We start from the raw sequence: 18,171 nt of genomic DNA on the forward strand, positions 1-18,171 counted from the left end.
GGCAATGAACACGAAACACACCTTGATAACGGCTTTGTTGATGCTGGCCAGTGGTGCGGCTTCTGCTGGAGAAGTGGAGGTCTTGCACTGGTGGACATCAGGGGGCGAAGCACGATCAGTCTCCCTATTGAAGGATAAGATCCAGGCTCAGGGCAACCACTGGAAAGATTTTGCCATTGCCGGTGGTGGTGGCGAAAGCGCGATGACAGTGCTGAAAACCCGTGCCGTTTCGGGCAACCCGCCTTCAGCGGCGCAGATCAAAGGTCATGATATTCAGGAGTGGGGGCGGCTCGGCTTCCTGACGGATCTGAATGATGTGGCAAGTACCGATCATTGGTCGCAGATCCTGCCGCCTGTTGCCCGCCAGATCATGATGTACGGCGACAGTTACGTCGCTGTGCCGGTCAATATTCACCGGGTAAATTGGCTATGGGCGAACCCCAAGGTGTTTGCCAAGGTGGGGGTGGATTTGCCGACATCGCTTGATGAGTTTTTTGCCGCCGCGGACAAAATCCAGCAGGCCGGATATGTCCCGCTGGCCCATGGTGGTCAGCCGTGGCAAAACGTGACCCTGTTTGAAGCCGTAGCCTTGGCGGTGCTGGGGCCTGAGGATTACCAGCGTGCGTTTGTTGAACTGGATATGTCAGTCCTTGGCGGCGATAAGATGGTCGCTGTCTTCACCCAGTTTCGCCGGATGCGAGATTATGTCGGCGCCAGTTACCGGGGCCGTGACTGGAGTACGGCGACAGCCATGGTGAGCAGCGGCGAAGCGGCGATGCAAATCATGGGGGACTGGGCCAAAGGGGAGTTCGAGGCTGACGGCAAAGAGCCAGGCCGGGATTACTTGTGTATGGCAGCGCCGGGCACACAGGGGTTATTTACCTACAATATCGACAGTTTTGCCTTCTTCAAGCTTACCGATGCAGCCAACAGCCAAGCTCAGAAGGACTTAGCCCGGGCAATCCTGGATAAGGAGTTCCAGTCGTCGTTCAATCTCAGCAAAGGCTCGATCCCGGTCAGGATGGATATGGACTTGGCCGAGTTTGACCAGTGCGCCAAAGATTCGCTGGTGGTGTTCAAGCAAAGCAGCCAGTCTGGTGGCTTGGTACCGAGTGTCTCGCAGGGGCTGGCGACAACCAGCTATGTACAGGCCGCGATATTTGATGTGGTAAGCAATTTCTTCAATGCCAAAACAGCTGATCCCGAGCAAGCGGTTGATCGCTTGGCACGGGCGGTGAAATCTGCCATGTAGTGGTTTGATGGATAGGCTGATTTCTCTCAAGGGTTGCTGTATTGGCAACCCTTTTTTGTAATCGAAACAGCCTTCCTCTTTAAGTTTTATATACTTATATCCAAGTAACTCCAAGTTGCATGACTGCGCGCGATTAGCTCGGCTGTCAGGCAAGGCCGCGATAAGTTGATCTGGCGGCGTCAATATAAAAATCGTATGCAAACATCAGGAAGGAGCCAGGATGTAGAAGGTTTGAGCAAGGCCCGCGCTTGATGGGGTTTCTGAGTGTGGCCTGTTTTAACAAGGGGAGAGCAATGAAATTATTGTTTTTAGTCCGTCACGGTAAATCTCAATGGGGTGACCCCACCTTGGATGATCACGAGCGTCCTCTCAACAACCGTGGCCTGAAAAATATTCCCAAAATGATCCACCGCTTGAATGGCTGGCAGCAGGGCCCGCAGCTAATTGTCACCAGTTCTGCGCTGCGTGCCGCCCAAACGGCCTATTTGTTTGCACAGGGGCTGGAGTGTGCCCCCAAGCTCGAATCAAACCCTAAGGTTTATACCGAGTCGGCATTTGAACTGATGGATATCATCCACGAGAGCAGTGATGTGGTCGATCGCTTGATGCTGGTGGGCCATAACCCGGCCATTACCATGCTCGCGCAAATGTTCGGCTTCAAAGGTGACAACATCCCCACCTGTGGTGTGGCAGTGTTTGGTTTCGAGGTTGATTGCTGGCAGGCCATTGCCGAAGAGCAGGGAACCTTGTTCTATTATGATTACCCCAAGCGGCCCCGGCCAGATAGCACGTCGAAAGATATCGGGTGATTGATTAGTAAGTCGTTTGGCTGGATTTTGCTGAAACTATAACCATACAGTTATTGTGGGGTTTACAGCCTTGTGAATGCTGTATATCATACGCCGCACTTACGGAGAGATGGCTGAGTGGTTGAAAGCACCGGTCTTGAAAACCGGCATACGTTAATAGCGTATCTAGGGTTCAAATCCCTATCTCTCCGCCACATTCAAAGGCCTTGTCGCAAGACAAGGCCTTTTTCGTACGCATTGAGTTCTGAGTAAGGGATTTGAATCAAATCCACCATACCTAAAGCGCTCCGCCACATTCAAAAAAAGCCAGCTTAATGCACCGCCCCCTCACGCTGTAATCATCCATTTTTGAGAAGCTAGCCGACCAAAGCGGACTTTTGTCCTGAAAATTTCCTCTTCCTCCTCACTATGATGGCGCCATCAGAACGAAAGAGGAAACAATGATGACTGCTCATATCGCAGGTTCTGCAGAAGATTTTGCTTCAACCGTAATCATGCCGGGCGATCCGCTACGCGCTAAATACATAGCTGAAACTTACCTCGAAGATGCCAAGCTGGTGACGGATATCCGCAACATGCTTGGCTATACCGGCTACTACAAAGGCCAGCGTATCTCTGTCATGGGCCACGGCATGGGTATTCCCTCGATGGTGCTATACGGCCACGAACTCATCAATGACTTCGGCGTCAAACGCATCATCCGTATCGGTAGCGTGGGCGCAACGCAGAAAGATGTACACATGCGCGATGTGATTCTGGCCCAGGCGGCAGGCACCGACTCTCCGACCAACGCCAAGCGCAGCAGCGGTTACCACATGGCGACGTCGGCAACCTTTGAACTGCTGCACAATGCCTACCTGTCAGCGACAGAGAAGGGCATTGATGTCAAAGTCGGTAACGTGTTTACTGGTGATCTTTATTACGATCCAGATGAAGATCTGATCCCGGCCCTGGAGCGCTTCGGGGTACTGGGTGTCGATATGGAAGTGGCGGGTCTGTACGGCCTTGCGCACCAGCATGGCATCGAGTCGCTGGCGATCCTCACTGTGTCTGACCATTGCATCACGGGCGAAGAGACCACGGCGGAAGAGCGCCAGCTGTCGTTCAATAACATGATTGAAATTGCGCTGGAAACCGCAATTAAGGCTTAACCCTACACTGAGGGCCGGCAGGTTCGGCTCTCCATGATTTTATGAACATCTCCTCAATGAGCCCTTGGAGTGAGCAATGAATAATAAAATGACACTCACCGTGATTAGCTTCCTCGCCAACTTCATTATGGCAGGCTTCGCCACCCAGTTCGGCATGCTGATCCAACCTATCGCCGATGCATTCGGCGCCAATGTAAACGAAGTCGCATCGATTTTCTCGCTGCTAAACGGGGGGGCACTGGCCGGTACCATTGCGGCTTTCTTCCTGATTGAAAAGATAGGCATCAAGCGTATCACTGTCCTGTGCTACGGCGCGATTGCACTGGCCGCTTTGAGTTTATACGCAGCACCCTCGCTATTTATCGTAATGCTCTGCATGACAGTGATCGGTTTTTGTGGCGGCGTCGGTCTTTGTATTGCAGGTACTATCGTGGTGTCGGTATGGAAAGACAAAATCCAAAGCACGATCCTAGTCGTGCAGGATGCCACCTTTAACATTGCCGGTGTCGTGTTCCCGATGATCACCACCTATGCATTGACCAACGCAATGAACTGGAGCATCAGCTACCTCAGCGTCGGGGTTGTGGCTCTGGCGACCATGTTTGTTGCCCTACTGACAAACTTCAACCAATGCAGCGGTGACAGCAGCACAGAGCAAGAAGCGAAATCAGAATGGAACTTCGGCATCATCAGTGGCGGTGTGGGCCTGTTCCTTGGCATGCTGGCGCTGTATACCTTCCTGACATGGGCTCCGATGTTCGTGCAGACGAAATTCGATATCCCATTCGAGCAAGCTGGCAATATCATCACGCAATACTGGTCGGCGGCACTGATCGGTGCACTGGTTTCGACTGTGATTGTGTCCCGGGTGAAGATCCAATATTTCCTGCTGACCATCATTTCTGTCGCGATGGTGCTGACCGGCGTTATCGTTGTCACGGAGAAGCTGGAGTTGATCTCTTACCTCACATACGGCTACGGCTTTGCCTGTGCGGCGCTGTACAACGCATTTATCGCTTATGGTGTGTCTTTCGTACGTAATGCAACTAGCAAAAACGTTTCTTACATCTTGATCAGCGGCAGTGCCGGTGCAATGTTTAGCCCGGCAATCAGCTCGGTCATGGAGAGCGTGGTCGGTCTACAAACGGTAATGTACTCGATTCCGGTGATTTACGCGGTGATTGTTGCCATGCTGGTGGCTTCGGTGAAATACAAAACCGCCGACGCGAGCCAAGCGCAAGCGGCCTAACCGTCTTTAAAGATTATCAAACCGGCAAAAGGTCTGCGTGGTGCAGGCCTTTTTCTTTGCCGTTCAACTGGAATACTAGCCCTCAACGAACGCGCGCAAGCCGTCTAAATCAAGAATGCGTAACCCTTTCTTTTCCTTGGCGATAAAGCCTCTATTTTCCAGCTCTTTGACCGCCCGCCGGTACACGCGGTCAGAGGTCGCAAACCGCTCAGCCTCAAGGTAGTTCTTTTGAAAGCCGTCAACGGGAAGATCATTTAGGTACTGGTGATAGATGTCATATGCCACATTGTAAGCAATGGGATAGAGCATGCGCCGGGTCAGGATCTCTACCGTATCTTGGTAATCGATGGCAATAGCACTGGCAAAGTAGAGCGAGAGGCGGGGTTGCTCCAGCAGGCAGCGTTGCAGCTTCTGGGGATCGATGATGGCAACGTCAACCGGTTCGACAGGCACAATATCCATCTGACACCGATATCCCGTGAAGAACTCCATCTCGCCGAACAACTGTTGTTCGCACTCAAGAGTCCCGAGCTGAAAGGTCTTGCCGTTACGGGCTGTCATGCCCATCGATATTCTTCCCGAGTCGACAAGATACAGGTTTTCAACGTGTTCGCCTTGGGTTAGGAGCTTTTCGTTCTCATCGAAAATACGGCGCGTGCAGATACAATCTCGAATCGTCTGTTCGATGAGCTGTTTATCCTGACTCCATTCCGATTCAAAACGTCCTTTGCCTAGGGTTTGTAGTTGCATTGAGTTACCTTGGATACTGACTTCAGCAGTGGACGAGCATGCTATCACAAAAAGGGGAGGCTGCATTTACTCCAAATAGAGAAGAAGATCCCGCGCCATCAATAAGCAATTAATGGCATAATGTTGGGCTCGTTAACGGTATCAGGAGAAAAGGGATGTGTTCTTCGTTGGGGGTAATGTCAGCCGGACAGTCAGTATTGGGTGTGAATTATGATTTTCAGTTTGGCCATGGGATGGTGGTGATCAACCCGCGCAGGTTGCAAAAATGGAGTGAGTTACCCCAAGGTGGAGTGTTCCGCTGGCAGAGTCTCTACGGCTCTGCCACGTTAGTACAGTTTGGCTGTGAGTTGCCGAGCGGAGGGATCAATGAATCGGGGCTGAGTCTTCATCTGCTCGAGCAGCGAGATGCCGCGTATCCGCCACTGGCCGCTACGGATACTGTGCTGGGGGAGTTGCAGTGGATTCAATACCAATTAGATGTTAGCCAAAGCGTTGATGATGTCGTTGCGAGTTTGGATACTGTTAAAGTTCATAGCCAATTTATTCCGTTGCATTACGTTGTCGCGGACAGTTTTGGCCAGGGGGCCGTGATTGAGTTTGTTCGCGGCCAGGTCGAAGTGACCCGGTTCAGGGAGGGGCAACCCTTGGTGCTTACCAATCATAGCCTGTCAAGCAGCCGCCAGCACGACCAGAGCCAAGCGAGCAGGACTGATGATAACAGCTCTTTTTCCCGCTATTGCCGGTTGAGTACGTACAGCCTGTCTTATTGCAACGGCGTGGAGCCTGAGTCATTTGTTTCGATAGGTCTTGACCGGGTGGCGATAGCCGGGAAGTTCTGGGACCCGATGTTGCATTTATTTCGCGGTGCGAGCAGTTTCAGAACCTGTTGGCAGGTGCTTTTTCTTCCCGCGACAAAGGAAATGAAGTTTAGGCGCTATGAAAATGGCAAAGGCTTTAATCTAAGCCTGGAACGGTGGGATTTTTCGGCATTGGATAAGCGATTGAGTAGTGATTTCTCTTGCTTGCAAACTGGCGGCGACAAGCCGGAATTTTCGTCTTATTCGTTAAAGGACAACCGGCGCATCGTGACCAAAACGTATCGGCCATACCGGCGACATTTTCCTGCTCAGGCCGTTGAAGACATTGCTCGCTACCCGGATGAATTTATGTTATCTGCGGAGTAAAGGGAGGCCGATTGATACGCCTGTGGCCACATAATCTAATAAACAAAGTTACTTAGTTCTACACTTGTTGCAGGGGGCTTTTACGCTGTTTGGGTAAATTCATGATGCTGGATGTCAATCATGTTGAGTAACAGGATCAATCAACTTGTTGAGAGAGCGTTGTTGGAAGGGGACATTAAGGCAAAGGTCGCGATAGAGAAAATCAACCAGAAGGCGATTCCTGACGTGGAGATCCCAGCAAGCACTACCACTCAGTACGAAGAGAAGATGATGCTGGAGATCCAATTGCAGTCCGACAGGCTCAATCAAAATGCCAGAAAAACGGCAACGGTTGTCGCCAGTCTGCCTTTTATTCTTTTTCTTCTGAGCCTAGTGACAGCTTGATGTCAATCGATGGCGTCTTGGGATCCGGGCGCTCCGTGTATTTTTGCCTTATAGAGGGCAAAGCCCGCCGTTGACGTACACGGCGGGCTTTGTCGTTAGTGGGAAACGATTTTACTGAGTGATGACTGTTTCCTGCTCAGTAACAGCCAGCTTGCCCGCCTGCTTTTTTTCAAAGCGGGAGATCCACCACCATGCAATGGCAGAGAAGACCGCAGTCATGAATACATTGATGAAGAACGCGCGGACCAGGTTAACACCAGTTGGGAAGGCTGATGCGGTCATGCTCACCACGAAGATAACGATAAGTACCGACACAATTGCCATACCGACTTTGCGCGAGCCCATGCGGAAATCGCGTGGGGTGTCATCGTATTTCCAGCGGAACACAAAGTAGGCCGCCATGATGAAGATTGGCGGTAGCATTGCGGTACCGGCTGTCAGGTTGATGGCTTGGTTCATCATGTCCTGTACCGACTCAGAGCCGAAGCCGTTGACGATAAGCATCACAAATACGAAGGCAAACTGCCACCATGCGGCGCGCACAGGTACACCGTGTTCGTTAAGCTCAGTGGTTTTCTCGCCGTAGACGCCTTTCGGGATTTCAGAGAAGTGGATTTTTACCGGAGCTGCGGTCCACATCATCATCGAGCCGAACATGGCGATGAACAGAACGATACCGACAAAGCGGCCAACCAGAGACTGGGAAATCTCGAAGTAGTTCGCCATACCGGTAAAGATTTCGACCATACCGCCGGCGTAGGTCAGATCTTCACGGGCGACGAAGACGTTGACCAGCAATGAGCCCACAGCGTACATCGCGCCGATTGCGATACCCGCGGCAATGATGACTTTGATGAATGACTTGTGGCCGCCTTTCACGTCGTTGAGGTAGGCTGCCGCTGTTTCAGCGCCGCCTGCTGCCTGGAAGATCCAGCACATAATACCCAGCGTTGCCCAGTTGATGGTCGGGCTCATGGCTTCCATGGTGATTGGCTGGGCTGGCGTATAGTCGCCGCTCAGTGCCATTAAAGCACCAAGCACATAGATGCCGAACAACGCGAATACGCCGTAGGCCACTATCTCGGAGATTTTACCCAGCCAAGACGCCCCTTTGGTGGAGATGTGGGTAGCCGCCGCAAACAAAACGATAGAGATCAGCGAGGTGACCATTGGCGAGAAGGTGTATTCGTAACCCAGCATAGCGTAGGACGCATAGGCGATAACGTTCGGTAGTAGCGATACGAACCAGAACAGGTTAACGAACCAGTAAAGGAAAGAGCCAAGGTAAGCCGCTTTGGTGCCCAGAGGTTTTTTCAGCCAGTCGTACATTCCCGACTCGGAGTTCTTATTGGCCGATACAAACTCGGCAATAATGAACACGAACGGGATAAAGTAGACCACGGTAGCCAGCAAGAAAATGGGCGCGGAGCTCAAGCCGAGCTCGATGTTGTTGTTTACGATGTTGCGCACGTTGAAAACTGCCGCAAAGGTCATCGATAGCAACGCAAATTTGCCAATCGTGCCGCGTAAGGATTCAGACATTGTGTCCTCCGTTATTTTGTGTCTGTTAGGACTGATGTTGTGTGGTTATACCCAAGTAACCTGGAGGTGTCCGACGGTTACTTGGGTATAACAGCACTTGGTTGCGAAGTCCAATTAGTTATCTGTTGCCTTTGCCTTTGCCTTGCTTGGCAGAGAAAGCACAATGGGCTTCCTCTGCCATTTGATTTTGGGGTTACTCCGTGGCTAATGTCGGTGCGGCTTCTTTCATCCGCTCTTCATCACCAAGGGACTTCTCGTACTGGCTGTACTTCCACCAGGCAAAGCCAAGGAAGATCACGATGCCGCCCACGTTGTAGAAAATGATGGTCATGATGTCTGCGCCGGTCGGGAAGGTAGACGCGAGGAATCCGACCGAGAAGATACCGATCAGAACCGACACCACGGCGATACCTAATTTGCGCGAGCCCATCTTGAAGTCACGCTCCAGGTGGTCGAGCTTGAGGCGCAGGTTGAGGTAGGCCAGCATGATGAATAGCGGTGGCAGCATTGAAGCCGCTGCGGTCATGTTGATCACGGTATTCATCAGGTCTTGCGCCGTATCCGAGCCCAGTGTAGGGATCACCATCAGCGGGAAGACAATGGCGTATTGCACCCATGCCGCGCGGGCAGGCACACCGTTTTCGTTCAGCTCGACGGTCTTCTTGCCGAAGATGCCTTCAGGGATTTCAGAGAAGAAGATTTTTACCGGGGTCGCCGTCCACATCAGCAGCGAGCCAAACATCGCGGTGAAGGACACCAAGCCGACAAAGCGGTTCATCAGGATTTCCGGCAGACCGAAGTAACTGGCCATACCCTCGAACACCTGCACCGAGCCGCCGGTGTATTTCAGCGCGTCGCTTGATACGAATACGTTGATCAGGATAGAAGCCACGGAATACAGGGCACCGATGATAATGCCCGCCACGATAATCACCTTGACGAAAGACTTGGAGCCGCCTTTGACGTCGTTAACGTAAACTGCGACGGATTCGGCACCACCGGCTGCCATGAAGATCCAGGAGGTAATACCTAGGAAGGCCCAGCTGAATTCCGGGATCATTGCCTCAACAGTGATAGGATCAGCAGGTTGTACCCCCCCGATCAGTGCGGCGCCCGACAGCAGGATGTAGGACATGGTCAGCAGCAGCATCAGGGAGGACGTCACAGAGGTGATGGGACCTAACATCTTCGCACCGTTGGTCGAAACGTAGGTGGCGAAGGCGAACAGGATCATACTCAGCGCCGTGGTAGTAAACGGCGTCAGGATGTATTCGTAACCGAGGAAGGCATACGACGCATAGGCGATTACCCTTGGCAGCAGCGACGTAAAGAAGAACAGGTTAACGAACCAGTAGGTATAGGCCGAGATGAACGCCCAGCGGCCACCCAGCGAGCTTTTCACCCAGGCATAGACCCCAGCCTCTGAATCTTTGTTGAGCGAAACAAATTCCGCGATGATCAGGCAGAACGGAATGAAGTAAAACAGCGTGGCCAGGAAGAACATCGGCGCTGAGGCCAAGCCAATCTCAATGTTGTTGTTGATGACATTGTTGAAGCTGAACACTGCCGCAAATGTCAGGGAGAGCAAGCCAAATTTGCCTATCGTATTACGTTTTGTATCAGACATTTTAATCTCCGAAGAGTCACGTTATATCTAGGGTATTGGAAGGGCTGCCGGCCGAGGCCGGGCCCTTCTGTTATTATTTTTTTGAATGTCTTGTTTACTTGTTAAGGAAGTAGCCATCTTCGATGGTCACTTTCAGCACGACCTTGCGTACCCGGTTGTCACCGTGGAAGCGATACGCTTTGCGGTTGTCGCAAATCGCCACTTGGCCTTCGTACAGCTCGCGGGTTTCGCCGGCACCTTGCAGGTATTCGCGGTCGGTTTCGTCGCGGTAGGCCTCCACCACGTCAAGCTCTGACTTGTCAGCGAACTCAACGGTTTCACGGCCTTCCAGGTAGTAGTGCACATCGAAGTAACGGCGGTTGCCTTCGAAGGTGCCGGTGTTGCGGGCAACACCGTCTTCAATCATGTAAACCAGCGAATCGCCGATGGAGTGCATTACGCCATCTTTGATATTGGCGATGTTTTCAATCGCTTCGACACAGCGATTCCATTTACGGCCATCGCGGTATACCACTTTGAATTGCTCTAGGCTCTCTAGCACGATCATGATTGTCGCCTCGTTTACTGGTTGTCTTGGGTTGATGGAGCGTTGAAAAAGCCGTTGCCGAAGTCATGGCCTGCCATGGCTTGCGCGCTGCAATCACCGGCCTGCAGTGGCATCAGGGTGAGGCCGTAGCGGAACTCATCCATGTAGACACGGTAAGAGTCGAGCACTTCGCTACCCCACGAGTTGGAGCCGAGGCCCATCAACTTGTGGTCAAGGTTCAGGGTGATATAGCCGCTCTTGACCAGCTCGATAGTGTGCTGGGCTTCATGCAGGTTCTGGTTGGTGTAGAACCAGGCACTGAAATTGATTTCCTGCTGCGGCTTGACCAACAGGCCGGCACCGTGACGGTTGGTCAGGGCTGCCCAGCGAACATGCTGGCGGTTACCGTTGTTTTGCGGGAACGGGTAATTCTCGAACATGTCGGCAACGGTGCTCTGGTAGATATCAATCAGGTTGGCCTGCTTGCTGTCCTGGTAGTTTTCTTCCGGGCCGCGGCCGTAGTACTTCACCTGGTCGAAGTCGCTGTTGATCCCCAAGTCGAGACCGATAACCGGAATGACATGCGGGTAGTCGCCGTAGCGCTCGCCGCTCAGTTCAATATTGAGCTGGCCTGCGGCGTTGATCTGGTAGCGGTACTGGCAGCGCATGCCGAAATCAAACACCGGCGGAGCAATGATGCTGGTGGTGGTGATGTCAACGGCGTCGGCGTTTTTAACCACGTTGATACTACGGAAGTGCTCCTGCATAATTTGCAGGTGGGCTGGCTCCCACAGGCCTTCGTGCTCTTGCTTGTGGTTGTCGATCATCGGCTTGAAGAAGTTCAGCTTAGGCTCTGACTTGATCAGCTCTTCACCGTTGACCACCCACGAGGTCAGCTTGCCGTTGATCTTCGAGAAGGTCAGCGCAAAGTTGTTGCCGGAGATCACTGTGTTCAGGCGGCTCTCTTCCACCATCAGCGGTGTGGCGTTGTGATTGACAAAGCGCGCTTCGGTCGCGGTGTTTTCTTTAAGCGGGTACTGGTAAACCGCAATTTCGTGGTTGGCAGCGCTGTACAGCGTGCGGCTGTCTTTGCGCACCGTGAAGTTGATGAACACTTCACGCTCGTCCAGCTCTGGGATAGCAATCGTGATTTCGCGGCTTGTGTTGGCAGCAAGATCTTCAACTTTGAACTGCACGGTACGCAGGGTTTCGCCCTCGGCGCGGATATCGGCGGTGATGGTGTAGTCGTTCAGATCGGAGAACCACAGTTTGTTCTCGACCAGGAACTTGCCAGCCTGTTCGTCGATAGCACGGATCTTCACCGGTGCGATCACTTGCTTGTACTCTTTCAGGCCTGGGCCCGGGGTCTGGTCTGGGTAGATCAGGCCATCCATGCAGAAGTTGTAGTTGTTCGGGTAGTCGCCGTAGTCGCCGCCGTACTTGTAGAACTCGGTGCCGTTTTCGTCACGGGCCAGAATGCCGTGATCACACCATTCCCACACGTAATGTCCCTGGATATGGTCGTGCTGGTAGAACACGTTTTGGTATTCGGTCAGGCCGCCCGGGCCGTTACCCATGGCATGGGCATACTCACAGATGATGCGAGGCTTCTCGTGCGGGTGCTCGCCGAAGTAGTTCATCAACTGGGCGCGGGAGTACATGGTTGAAATCACATCAACCACTTCTGCGTCGCGATCTTCTTCGTAGTGCACCAAACGGGTGTCATCAATCGCCTTGGTGGCGCTATACATAGCGCGGATGTTGCAGCCGTAGCCAGACTCGTTACCCAGTGACCACATGATGATTGAAGGGTGGTTCTTCTGGGCGTGGACATGGCGCACTGCACGGTCTACGAAGACGGTTTCCCACTCGGCATCATCGGTGATGCGGCTCAGGTCGCCGACATTGGCAAAGCCATGGGTTTCGACATCGGTCTCAGCCATGACGAACAGGCCGTAGATGTCACACAGCTCGTAGAAGCGCGGGTCGTTAGGGTAGTGCGCGGTACGGACCGAGTTGATGTTGTGCTGTTTCATCAGGATCAGATCTTTTTCGATGCGATCCATACCGACAGCACGGCCTTTGAGGTGGTCGTTGTCGTGACGGTTGACGCCATGCAGCATGACGTATTGGTTGTTGATGTAGAACAGGCCGTCGCGCACTTTGATGTCGCGGAAGCCGACACGCTGTGGGATGATTTCCAGGGTGTTGCCCTGATTGTCCTTAAGCGTCAGGATCAGCTGGTAAAGGTAAGGATTTTCGGCTGTCCAGTGGGTCGGGTTATCGAGCTCAATGGCAAATTGTGTCTGTGCCTGTACCTGTGAATTGGCATCGATAGTCAGCTCAGGGCATGCGCCCTCGGCAATGATCTGGCCCTTGTCATACAGCGCGTAATCCAACATAAGGCCTGATGCCTGAGTTGCAGACAGGTTTTCGAGCTCGACTGCGCAAGATAGCGTTGCTTGCTGGTAGTTCTCTGCAAAATCAGTGCGAACCGTGAAGTCCTGGACATGCACCAGCTCTTTGCCGACAAGGTACACATCGCGGAAGATCCCGGCTGTCCACCACATGTCCTGATCTTCAATGTAGGTGGAATCAGCCCACTGCATCACACGTACCGAAAGCAGGTTGTCGCCTTGCTTAACGTATTGGCTGATGTCGAACTCGGCGGTCAGGCGGCTGCCTTTGCTAAAGCCGACGTATTCGCCGTTTACGTACACTTCGAAGTAGGTTTCGACGCCGTCGAACTTGATGATGGTCTGCTTGTCTTGCCAGTTTTCGCCCAGTGTGAAGGTACGCTGGTAAGCACCGGTTGGGTTATCGGTTGGGACGAACGGGACATCGATAGGGAAAGGGAAACCCTCGTCGGTGTATTGCAGATCGCCATGGCCTTCCATCTGCCACATGTTAGGGACAGTGATGTGGCCCCAGTCAGCCATTGGCTGGGAGTAAAACTCCTCTGGCACCAACAGCGGGTGGGTAAAGTATTGGAACTGCCACTGGCCGCTGAGCAGCATGTAGTGGCTGCTTAGCTCTCGCTGGAAAGTCTGTGCGCTGGAGAGGGAGTTGTACGAGAAGAAGTATGCACGTGGTGCAAGTCGGTTCTCATGTAGGTGAAGGAAGTTTTCCCAGTTGTTCACGAAATGCCTCCGGTTCGATACCGATGTATTTTTTGCCATGACCAGGATGTTGGCCAGGTAACTTGGGAATCAGTTTAGTAAAAGTTTTACTAAATAGAATCGGTAAAACTTCGATGCTTTAACTTGATCACGGTTTTAACTGTTGGTTCGCTCAATAGTGTGATGGTGATTAAGAAAATTGACAGAGAAGCGGTTTTACCTAGCAGAGGGAGTGGGAGAGGGGACTGACTGGTGGGCAGGCTTTGAAGAGCGATACAAAAAAGCGCTGTATATCAGCGCCTTATAAGATATTAAGTCGTAATGTAAAAGCTATAAATCACTTCGTGGTATCGCGCAACTTGAGCTTGCTTGGCACATACACTTGCAGCGGTAATGTCCTGCCGTCGCGGATTTTTTCAACCAGCAAGTTGACCCCTTGAATACCCATCATTTCAGAGTGGATACGAACCGTAGACAGTGACGGGAAGGTAAACTTCGCGGTTGGGATATCATTGACACTGATTAGGGCAATATCGTCAGGGATCTTAAGGCCGTGCTCGTGAATTGCCCGTAATACCCCGATGGCGATGGAATCTGAAGCCACAAACAAGGCCGACGGATAATCACCGGTCGCAAGCATTTTTATTGCTAACTTGTAGCCGGATGAGCTGGAGAAGTCGCCGCGGTAGATATCCTTGCGGGATACTACGCCTTTGAGCTGGCCGTATTCCGCAAAAGCTTCTTCACGAATATCGGCCAAATCCGGTAGATCCTGCCCGCCAATAAAGCCAATTCGCTGGTAGCCCTGCTCGATGAAAAAGTCGGTGATTTCCTTGCTGACCCTAGCCAGGTCAATATCGACAGAGTCATAAGGCGAGTGAGTATCACTGAAATCCACAAAGCAAATGTTGTCCGACAGCGTTTTTACTTTCTCTAGCACTTTCGGGCTGTTACGACCAACCAGGATAATGCCGCTAACTTTGCTGTTTTCATTGGTAATTTCGCCGTTGTAACAGTTGGTTAGCTCAATGCCGAGCTTGCCGCACTGGGTCTCGATACCATAGCGGATAGAGAGGTAGTAGGGGTCGTTAACCTCAGCTTCTTGCTTGTAGTTGTACACAGCCAAGAAGTGCTGCTGTTGTTTTTTGCTGGTCGCCAGGGCCTTGGAGGTGCTGGTTTTGTATTCCAGCTTTTCAGCGATCTCGAGAATCCGGTGCTTGGTTTCTTCTTTAACGCTGAGAGTCGGGTCGTCGTTGAGAACGCGAGATACCGTCGCCAGAGATACGCCCGCTTCCGTCGCGATATCTTTCAGTGTCGCCATTTACTTGTATCCATTGGCAAGGCTCACTCACCGTGAGCGGTCTATCAATTGACTTATTGTAAACAAACTCGTTGGTGAAGTTCTACGTTTTACTAAAATCATTTCAAATAAACCGCGGGCGATACGGCTAAGTGGATGATTGATAACTGAGAGGTATTCAGCGGTGACATCGCATTTTTGATTATTACCATTGGGTATAATACGTTACCTAATAACCGACTTGATGGCACTGTGCGCGCATGGGTCAAAAAAAGAACGTGACTGCTTGCCATCTGCCTGGGTTCTGGTAAGTTAAAGGTGTTTTAGTAAAATTTACTTATGAGGAAATGCATCATGGAAACCATTGCTTACTCTGACTTCGCCAAACTGGAGATCCGAACCGGTAAGATCATCGAAGTGGCCCGTCACCAAAATGCCGACAAGCTGTATATTGTCCAAATCGATGTCGGTGAGAAAACGCTCCAGACAGTGACCAGCCTGGTACCTTACTACACCAAAGAAGAGTTGATGGGTAAGCAGGTGGTGGTATTGTGCAACTTGGCCAAAGCCAAGATGCGCGGTGAAACGTCTGAATGTATGCTGCTTTGTGCCGAAACCGATGATGAGTCGGAAAGTGTACTCCTGACCCCCGAGCGTGCGATGCCGGCAGGGGTGAAAATCGTTTAGTAGCGTTGTTGAGAAAAGATCTTCTGTAAAATAGATAAAACAAAGCCTCGTCACACCGACGAGGCTTTCTGAGTATTATCCAGAATTACTTGCTGATTTATAGCGTTGTGCTGGTCGAGGCGATATTGCTATCCGTTGTCATATTAGTGCGGATTAATAGGCCGTCATAACTGTTTGTGCTAGCTGGTTGGTAATCCCACTTAATAAAGAATTGGTCTCTATTTGCTTGGTTGAATCACCAGAAGTCAATGTCAGTCATCTCTACATAAGTTAATGATTATTTGATAACTTCTGCCTCATCGCCGTTACATTCGGTACCGGAAACCAGAGCGCCATTTTCATCGAAGACACGTTTCATCGTGGCTACTTTGCTTCTGTCACACATTTGCTTATCTTACCGTGAGCCTTTGAAATTAACGTAGCGCTCTTCACCGGCTTGATCAAAGCCTTTATCGTCAAGCTGGTTTTTCATGATTTCGGTATAAACGCCAATTATTGGATCGTAAGAGCCTGATGTGGTCTCAAATAGCTAGAATTTGTGACCTCCTTCTTTGTCTTCCTTATGGAGGTTAGTGCTTTTAGGCATCAGGTTCCTTTCATAACTGATGCTTATGTAACCCTTTATATTATCTGTATTTTTCATTCAACTAAGGATATGAATAATAGTCGCTAAAATACATCAGAAATGGAGATGTCTCGATTCGGCATCTACGAGCTTTGGTTACAAAACTGTAAAGACAGTATATTCTTCACACAGTTTGAAGCTATACAATGATTATATTAACGCCATGAGAGCGCAATGACTCGAGTACTTTCTCATCAGCACCGTGGTTCGTAATTAAGGTATCCAGTTCTGTGCTAGCCGCTAACAGCTTACCTCCATGCTTTCCTATCTTACTGCTATCAATTAACGCAATCAGTCTCGCACCATACTCAAGCAGCTTTTTCTCAGCCATATACACCAATAAATCAGAGGTATGGATACCGGCTGGTGTGGCACCGGTGCCAGTGAAGAAGACAAAGCGACTTTTATGATTATTAGCCGCTTCTTCATCAGGAGAGATGGTGATCTGACGCTCTGGCAAGTACTGGCCGCCTAAAATAATAATGCTTTGATGATCATGTGTAATCAAAGTATGGGCGAGTGGCATGAAATTAGTAACCACTTGAACATCGCGTCCCGCTAAATATTGTCCCATTAAATAAGTGGTATGACTGCCACTGATAATCACGCTATCGTGTTCATCACAAAGAGATACTGCAGCCTTTGCGATACGTTTTTTCGCCTCAACATGCTCTATGTCAAACTCAAAAGGCGTAAAACTTGAAGGCATATGGTGATTACTGTCACTACTTAGAACTTCTGCACCATTTCGGATCTTCTTTAGTTTTCCTTCTTCTGCCAGCTTAGTGATATCTCGCCGTGCCGTCGAAAGAGATATATTGAGCATGGCTACATAGTGATTCGTCGTAATAAATGTGTGACTTTCTAAGTAGTCAAGTAAACGTCTGTGACGTTGCGCTTCGTTCATCTTTGTTAAACCCTGATTTCATCTTGGTCTATTTTGACCGAATTTGACGTTTATAGCAACTTAATTTTGCTTTTGACTTTTTTTGGGCTGAAAGTGACCGATTTTTGTGATGAGTAGCAATAAAAGCGTCAAAATGAGTCGTGAGTGACTTTACATGACCCTTTTTGATGTATTATGCTTGTTTTGCGTCACAAAGAGTCAAAAGGAGGCCAAGGTGAAGTATCAAGCAATCATTATCGATTTAGATGGAACCTTACTAAACGATCACAACCAGATTAGCGTGAACAATGTTGAAGCCATTCAACAAGCGCTAAATGAAGGTTATCAAGTGACGTTGGCAAGTGGGCGACCTCATCAATTAATGCTGCCTTTTGCCAATCAGCTCGGTATTACTGCTCCATTGATTTGCTGCAATGGTGCTTATCAATACGATGCGACGAGTAACGATTACCACAATGCTCAAGCGTTTAATGCTCACCAACTGAAACAGTTATTAGACACGCTCAGCTTACGTCAGTTTGATTTTACTCTCTATGCTCAAAACGGCATTTACGCGCTACAGACTTCAAGCCATTTTCAGGGACTTGAGCATCAGATGAGTCAATTAGGTATTGATAGTCATATGGAAATCATGCCATCGCTGGCTGAGCTGCAACAAGTATGCGGAGACGTATATAAGGTGTTGGTATCAAGCCGTGACAAACAGGCGCTGTGCCAGCTTCGTGACTCACTAACCGATATTCTGCAAGCGGATCTCTCTACGCCAAACAAACTCGATATTACTTGCCTTGGTGTGAATAAAGGCCAAGCCGCTGCAACTTGGTTATCTCAGCATAACCTCAATCCAAATCTCACCATCGCGTTTGGTGACGGCGACAACGACATCTCATTGTTTAAAGCCGTTGGTGAACCGGTCGCGATGGCAAACGCTAGCCCAGCACTTCGTGGGCTAGCCAATCTCATTATCACAGATAACAACGGTTGCGGCATTGGCCAATATTTACGACTCATCGTTCGTGAAGGTCAGCACACATGCCAACACTCATTTAGCTACTAAGG

The 18,171-nt window shown here is 50.6% G+C and carries 15 protein-coding genes and 1 tRNA gene; 9 read left to right on the top strand and 7 right to left on the bottom strand.

The features are described 5' to 3' along the window. The first annotated feature begins 4 nt into the window (after positions 1 to 4). From PTW35_RS18180 to tsgA, 5 genes are all read left to right on the top strand, one after another. Positions 5 to 1,252: an ABC transporter substrate-binding protein gene (locus PTW35_RS18180; RefSeq protein WP_281028383.1), complete on the top strand. Its 1,248-nt coding sequence runs from the start codon at positions 5 to 7 to the stop codon at positions 1,250 to 1,252. Between the two features lie 293 nt (positions 1,253 to 1,545). Then, positions 1,546 to 2,061, top strand: coding sequence for a histidine phosphatase family protein (locus PTW35_RS18185; RefSeq protein ID WP_044620548.1), 516 nt, complete (start codon positions 1,546 to 1,548; stop codon positions 2,059 to 2,061). Positions 2,062 to 2,164: 103 nt separating this feature from the next. Continuing rightward, positions 2,165 to 2,255 (top strand) — tRNA-Ser (locus PTW35_RS18190). 249 nt (positions 2,256 to 2,504) lie between these two features. Next, positions 2,505 to 3,212 carry a purine-nucleoside phosphorylase gene (gene deoD, locus PTW35_RS18195; RefSeq protein WP_281029099.1) on the top strand — a complete coding sequence of 236 codons (708 nt, stop codon included), beginning with the start codon at positions 2,505 to 2,507 and terminating at the stop codon, positions 3,210 to 3,212. A gap of 76 nt (positions 3,213 to 3,288) precedes the next feature. Further along, the gene (gene tsgA, locus PTW35_RS18200) at positions 3,289 to 4,461 is read left to right on the top strand and encodes an MFS transporter TsgA (protein ID WP_281028384.1); all 1,173 of its coding nucleotides are present in this window, start codon (positions 3,289 to 3,291) and stop codon (positions 4,459 to 4,461) included. Between the two features lie 75 nt (positions 4,462 to 4,536). Here the strand turns inward: tsgA and PTW35_RS18205 are convergent, their stop codons facing one another. Continuing rightward, on the bottom strand, positions 4,537 to 5,211 hold the full coding sequence (locus tag PTW35_RS18205; protein WP_281028385.1) for a Crp/Fnr family transcriptional regulator: 675 nt from the start codon (positions 5,209 to 5,211) through the stop codon (positions 4,537 to 4,539). A gap of 155 nt (positions 5,212 to 5,366) precedes the next feature. On the opposite strand from PTW35_RS18205, the gene PTW35_RS18210 reads away from it, so the two are divergent. After that, positions 5,367 to 6,395 carry a linear amide C-N hydrolase gene (locus tag PTW35_RS18210; RefSeq protein ID WP_281028386.1) on the top strand — a complete coding sequence of 343 codons (1,029 nt, stop codon included), beginning with the start codon at positions 5,367 to 5,369 and terminating at the stop codon, positions 6,393 to 6,395. A 120-nt stretch (positions 6,396 to 6,515) separates the two neighbouring features. Then, positions 6,516 to 6,779 (top strand): hypothetical protein, encoded by a 264-nt coding sequence (locus PTW35_RS18215; RefSeq protein ID WP_044620552.1) that lies wholly within the window; start codon positions 6,516 to 6,518, stop codon positions 6,777 to 6,779. Between the two features lie 111 nt (positions 6,780 to 6,890). On the opposite strand, the gene PTW35_RS18220 is transcribed toward PTW35_RS18215, so the two are convergent. The 5 genes from PTW35_RS18220 to ebgR all read right to left on the bottom strand — a co-directional run bounded on the left by PTW35_RS18220 (position 6,891) and on the right by ebgR (position 14,914). Continuing rightward, on the bottom strand, positions 6,891 to 8,321 hold the full coding sequence (locus PTW35_RS18220; protein WP_281028387.1) for an amino acid permease: 1,431 nt from the start codon (positions 8,319 to 8,321) through the stop codon (positions 6,891 to 6,893). 193 nt (positions 8,322 to 8,514) lie between these two features. Beyond that, complete coding sequence (locus PTW35_RS18225) at positions 8,515 to 9,948, bottom strand: amino acid permease (RefSeq protein ID WP_281028388.1); 1,434 nt, start codon at positions 9,946 to 9,948, stop codon at positions 8,515 to 8,517. Positions 9,949 to 10,042: 94 nt separating this feature from the next. Further along, positions 10,043 to 10,495, bottom strand: coding sequence for a beta-galactosidase subunit beta (locus PTW35_RS18230; RefSeq protein WP_281028389.1), 453 nt, complete (start codon positions 10,493 to 10,495; stop codon positions 10,043 to 10,045). Between the two features lie 14 nt (positions 10,496 to 10,509). Beyond that, the gene (ebgA, locus tag PTW35_RS18235; RefSeq protein ID WP_281028390.1) at positions 10,510 to 13,614 is read right to left on the bottom strand and encodes a beta-galactosidase subunit alpha; all 3,105 of its coding nucleotides are present in this window, start codon (positions 13,612 to 13,614) and stop codon (positions 10,510 to 10,512) included. A 316-nt stretch (positions 13,615 to 13,930) separates the two neighbouring features. After that, entirely contained in the window at positions 13,931 to 14,914 is a 984-nt protein-coding gene (ebgR, locus tag PTW35_RS18240) for a transcriptional regulator EbgR (RefSeq protein WP_281028391.1), read from the bottom strand. Positions 14,915 to 15,247: 333 nt separating this feature from the next. On the opposite strand from ebgR, the gene PTW35_RS18245 reads away from it, so the two are divergent. Beyond that, positions 15,248 to 15,580, top strand: coding sequence for a tRNA-binding protein (locus PTW35_RS18245; RefSeq protein ID WP_281028392.1), 333 nt, complete (start codon positions 15,248 to 15,250; stop codon positions 15,578 to 15,580). Between the two features lie 764 nt (positions 15,581 to 16,344). Here the strand turns inward: PTW35_RS18245 and ulaR are convergent. Continuing rightward, positions 16,345 to 17,112: an HTH-type transcriptional regulator UlaR gene (ulaR, locus tag PTW35_RS18250; RefSeq protein ID WP_281028393.1), complete on the bottom strand. Its 768-nt coding sequence runs from the start codon at positions 17,110 to 17,112 to the stop codon at positions 16,345 to 16,347. A 214-nt stretch (positions 17,113 to 17,326) separates the two neighbouring features. On the opposite strand from ulaR, the gene PTW35_RS18255 reads away from it, so the two are divergent. After that, positions 17,327 to 18,169: an HAD family hydrolase gene (locus PTW35_RS18255; protein WP_281028394.1), complete on the top strand. Its 843-nt coding sequence runs from the start codon at positions 17,327 to 17,329 to the stop codon at positions 18,167 to 18,169. Positions 18,170 to 18,171: the final 2 nt, after the last annotated feature.

Source organism: Photobacterium sp. DA100, assembly GCF_029223585.1.
Taxonomy (GTDB): domain Bacteria; phylum Pseudomonadota; class Gammaproteobacteria; order Enterobacterales; family Vibrionaceae; genus Photobacterium.

Excerpts from the sequence above, each read along its gene's own strand:
- PTW35_RS18180 (WP_281028383.1), top strand. The coding sequence starts at position 5 with ATGAACACGAAACACACCTTGATAACGGCTTTGTTGATGCTGGCCAGT.
- PTW35_RS18185 (WP_044620548.1), top strand. The coding sequence starts at position 1,546 with ATGAAATTATTGTTTTTAGTCCGTCACGGTAAATCTCAATGGGGTGAC.
- deoD (WP_281029099.1), top strand. The coding sequence starts at position 2,505 with ATGACTGCTCATATCGCAGGTTCTGCAGAAGATTTTGCTTCAACCGTA.
- tsgA (WP_281028384.1), top strand. The coding sequence starts at position 3,289 with ATGAATAATAAAATGACACTCACCGTGATTAGCTTCCTCGCCAACTTC.
- PTW35_RS18205 (WP_281028385.1), bottom strand. The coding sequence starts at position 5,211 with ATGCAACTACAAACCCTAGGCAAAGGACGTTTTGAATCGGAATGGAGT.
- PTW35_RS18210 (WP_281028386.1), top strand. The coding sequence starts at position 5,367 with ATGTGTTCTTCGTTGGGGGTAATGTCAGCCGGACAGTCAGTATTGGGT.
- PTW35_RS18215 (WP_044620552.1), top strand. The coding sequence starts at position 6,516 with ATGTTGAGTAACAGGATCAATCAACTTGTTGAGAGAGCGTTGTTGGAA.
- PTW35_RS18220 (WP_281028387.1), bottom strand. The coding sequence starts at position 8,321 with ATGTCTGAATCCTTACGCGGCACGATTGGCAAATTTGCGTTGCTATCG.
- PTW35_RS18225 (WP_281028388.1), bottom strand. The coding sequence starts at position 9,948 with ATGTCTGATACAAAACGTAATACGATAGGCAAATTTGGCTTGCTCTCC.
- PTW35_RS18230 (WP_281028389.1), bottom strand. The coding sequence starts at position 10,495 with ATGATCGTGCTAGAGAGCCTAGAGCAATTCAAAGTGGTATACCGCGAT.
- ebgR (WP_281028391.1), bottom strand. The coding sequence starts at position 14,914 with ATGGCGACACTGAAAGATATCGCGACGGAAGCGGGCGTATCTCTGGCG.
- PTW35_RS18245 (WP_281028392.1), top strand. The coding sequence starts at position 15,248 with ATGGAAACCATTGCTTACTCTGACTTCGCCAAACTGGAGATCCGAACC.
- ulaR (WP_281028393.1), bottom strand. The coding sequence starts at position 17,112 with ATGAACGAAGCGCAACGTCACAGACGTTTACTTGACTACTTAGAAAGT.